Consider the following 3,685-nt stretch of genomic DNA (forward strand, 5'->3'; position numbering starts at 1 on the left):
ATGATCCAGGCGTATATCGAACAGCAAGACGGAGAGATTATTCACCATGGTCCATTAGAAATGGGATAGTCCGCGTCGAAAGAACGCTTCAGCGTTCTAGCCGTCTCAACCCCTCGACTTTAGTCGAGGGTAGTTGAGTTTCCCGTGATCACAACACCCACTCCAGAACCATTGATTTTACCTCCCGATCCTTATGCCCTCATGGATTATACTTTGGCAAAAAACTTGATTGTGAATGAAGTATTGCCCAATCCATCAGGTAATGATGGTGAGAATGAATTTATTGAAATTTATAATCCTAACGGCAGTGCGGTTGATCTCACGGGATTTTACGTTGATGACGCGGATGGTGGAAGTTCACCGCACCTTCTTTCTGATGAAACAGTTATTGAAGCCGGTGGATATTTAGTTTTTTATTCACGTGATACAAAAATTACTTTAAATAATACCGGTGATAGCGCGCGCCTGCTAATCCCTGATAAAACAGTTTTGATTAGTGCGACGGTGGAAAAAAGTCCGCACGAGGATTGGTCTTACGCCAGAAAATCCGACGGCTCTTTCGCGTGGACCAGTGAACCAACTCCAGGAGAAGAAAATGAATTTGTAACCCCCACCGAAGAACCATCGCCGATTTCGACACCGAAACCAACGGCTACGCCTAAACCAACGGCGACGCCGAAACCGACGGCCACGCCAAAGCCAACGAAAGCGCCAAAACCTTCCGCTACCCCAAAAGGAAGGATAATGGCTTCGGACAGTAAAACCACAAGAAACTATACAGTGCGTCGCGCGAGCGGAGCGGTCTTGGGTGTTAGCAGGACAGCAAAGACAGTAGCGATTGCGGATTTAGGCAAAGAAGAAACCGGAACATTGGTAACAATACAGGGAAGCGTTGCGTTGTTACCCGGTATTTTTGATACGCGTTTGATGTATTTGTCCGGTTCGGGTGTCGGCGTTTTTTTGGCGAGCAGTAATTATCCAAAGCTTGTCATTGGCGATACTGTTTCTGTTACAGGAGTATTGGTAAAACCCGCGCGAGAAATGTTTGTGAGTGTTAGAACGGGTGACGATGTGGTAAAAGAAGATTCCAGTGCGTCGCCGGAACCGCACGAAATAAATTTTAACGATCTTGATGATTCGAAAATTGGCTGGCTGATAAGAATGGAAGGAAAGGTTTCAAAAAACGAAATAAATAGTTTTGAATTTGAAAAGGACGGGAAAGCAATCAAAGTTTTGTTGGGAGAAAACAAAAAAGAATTTAAAGTGGGTGATAATGTTTCTGTGGTTGGGATTTTATCGGCCGAGGGGAGTGGTACGAGGCTTCTGGCGTCGGAAGTAAAAAAAGTGGACAGTGGTGAACAAGAAACATTAAATCCGTCTTGGCTTCTACTATCGGCACGCCGTTGGAAAACAGGCGCATCGGCGGGATGTTTTGGGTTGGCTTTGGCGTTTGCAGTGTTTACTTTAAGGGTCACCCCTAAAGTATCTTCCCAAAACCCAATGACCAAACCCCAAATCCCAACAAAATCCTAAATTGCAAATAACCAAAACGTTTTTCTTTAGGATTTAAATAATTAGGGTTTTGTTGGACATTGGTCATTGGGGTTTGGGATTTAAATTGTCAATAACACAAATGGATTCCCGCCTTCACGGAAATGGCGATTTTGTAGAATAAATCTAAAAATTAAACCGTTCCCACTCGTCCCACTTCGTCAAAAGTGGTAATCCCATCGATCATTTTAATCACCGCGTCCTGCGTGATAGTTGTCATTCCTTGACGCAGTGCCGCTTCGCGAATCTGGTTGGTATCCGCGCCGTCGATGGTTAGTTGTTCCACTTCTCCTTCCATAGAGAAGATTTCAAACACCGCCATTCGGCCGTGGTAGCCGGTATTGTTGCAAGCTTCACAACCAACGGCTTTTTTTAGTTTCAAATCCGGTTTATCTAAAACGCTCGGATCAAAAACTTCTTTTTGAACGCCGATCATCAGTTTTTTTAAAGAATCACGCTCTGCTTGTTCGGGAATATAGTCTTGACCGCATTTTGGACACACGCGACGCACCAAACGCTGGGCAATAATGGCGTTAACAGCCGGGGCAATAATAAACGGACGTACTCCCATGTCGATGAGGCGGGGAATGGAACCGGGGGCGTCGTTGGTGTGCAGGGTGGAAAAAACCAAATGACCGGTTAGCGCGGCATGCATCGCCGTTTCGGCGGTATCGGTATCGCGGATTTCACCAATTAGAATAATGTCGGGGTCTTGGCGCAAAATAGAACGAAGGCCGGCACTGAAGGTGTAGCCTTCGGCTTCATTGACTTGGGTTTGCTCCACGCCCGGGATGCGGTATTCGATTGGATCTTCCAGCGTAATAATTTTTAAGTCCGGTGAATTGACGTGTTGCACGAAAGCGGCCAGCGAGGTTGTTTTACCGGAACCGGTTGGACCGGTATTGAGAATCATGCCGTCCGGTTTTTTTAAGACCGCGCGGATTAATTCGATATCGCGTTTTTTCATCCCTAAATCTTCGATGCTCACCACGGACATATTGCGGTCGAGTAAACGCATAACAATGTTCTCGCCATATCCGCCGGGCAAAATGGAAACACGGACGTCGATGACGAGGCCGGAAGACTGAATGACATAAGAACCGTCCTGCGGTGTTTCGTGGATGTTTAATTTGAGAGCCGCCATTACTTTAATGCGCGACAGAATTTTCTTATAACCCTCCAAAGAAAAATTAGTAATATCTTGTAACACGCCGTCGATGCGATAACGCAGGCGGGCATAACCTTCTTTTGGTTCAACGTGGATATCGGAAGATTTTGTTTTAACCGCGCCGGCGACAATCGTATTTAATACTTCCGTGGTGGGCAGTTCCATGATGCGCTTGCCCAAATCGCGCAGGTTTTTAATTTCTCGTTCGAAAATTTCCAACTCCTCTTCGGGGAGTTGCATGTAACGGTCTTTTTTCTCTTCGGTTAGGTATGTTACGTGGGAATAAAGTTGTAGCGCGATATCCAAACTTCTGGGTGAGATGAGAAAACGCCGAACGTGATAACCCTCGCGATCAACCAGTTCGAGTTCAATATCTTTAATTTCGCGGCTCGATGGATCAATGGCTGCCAAACGTAAATCTTTGCCCTGGTGCCAAAAAGCCACGCACTTCGCCGCCTTGGCATCTTCTTCGCGAATTAGTCCAAGACTGTCGGTATTAATTGGAAAACCAAGAAGGTTGATGTAGGGAATACCAAGGCGTTCCGCTTTTTGCATCGCCAACAATTCTTCCTCATCTTGCTTGAGTTTTTTGAGAGTACCGGAAAGTTCCTTTTTTTCATGTTTAAACTCTTCCTGCGTTTCACGCGCAACACCGGGGTGCTTAATTTGTCGATCCGGCAAATGCGGGCGTAAATCTTGAGGCGTGGGCATCCCAGTATATCAACTTCCAATTTGAGCGAATGTTATTCGCTCAAAACCGGCAAGTGTTAAGGCTGAACTATCTTGAAAAACCTCATATTTATTCAAATTGATATTAGTTTGGTTAAAATTGGAAGTTGTATTACTGGGCATGGGTTAATAATAGCACGGAATAAAAGATAAGATTTAATAGTCGGAGAAGTAGTGTGATTTAGGGATGGAAAAGCAGATAAGTTCCTAGTAGACCACGAACTAGGAACTTTTTAT

Annotated in this window: 2 protein-coding genes; one reads left to right on the forward strand and one right to left on the reverse strand. The window is 45.2% G+C overall.

Annotated elements, in window-relative coordinates; genetic code table 11:
• Positions 1-144 precede the first annotated feature (144 nt).
• Complete coding sequence (locus Q7S57_06455; GenBank protein ID MDO8512879.1) at positions 145-1,533, forward strand: lamin tail domain-containing protein; 1,389 nt, start codon at positions 145-147, stop codon at positions 1,531-1,533.
• 151 nt (positions 1,534-1,684) lie between these two features.
• Here Q7S57_06455 and Q7S57_06460 read toward each other — a convergent pair whose 3' ends face one another.
• Complete coding sequence (locus Q7S57_06460; GenBank protein MDO8512880.1) at positions 1,685-3,430, reverse strand: GspE/PulE family protein; 1,746 nt, start codon at positions 3,428-3,430, stop codon at positions 1,685-1,687.
• Between the last annotated feature and the right edge of the window lie 255 nt (positions 3,431-3,685).

This window comes from bacterium, from assembly GCA_030647555.1.
GTDB lineage: Bacteria > Patescibacteriota > Andersenbacteria > UBA10190 > CAIZMI01 > CAIZMI01.

Excerpts from the sequence above, each read along its gene's own strand:
- Q7S57_06460 (MDO8512880.1), bottom strand. The coding sequence starts at position 3,430 with ATGCCCACGCCTCAAGATTTACGCCCGCATTTGCCGGATCGACAAATT.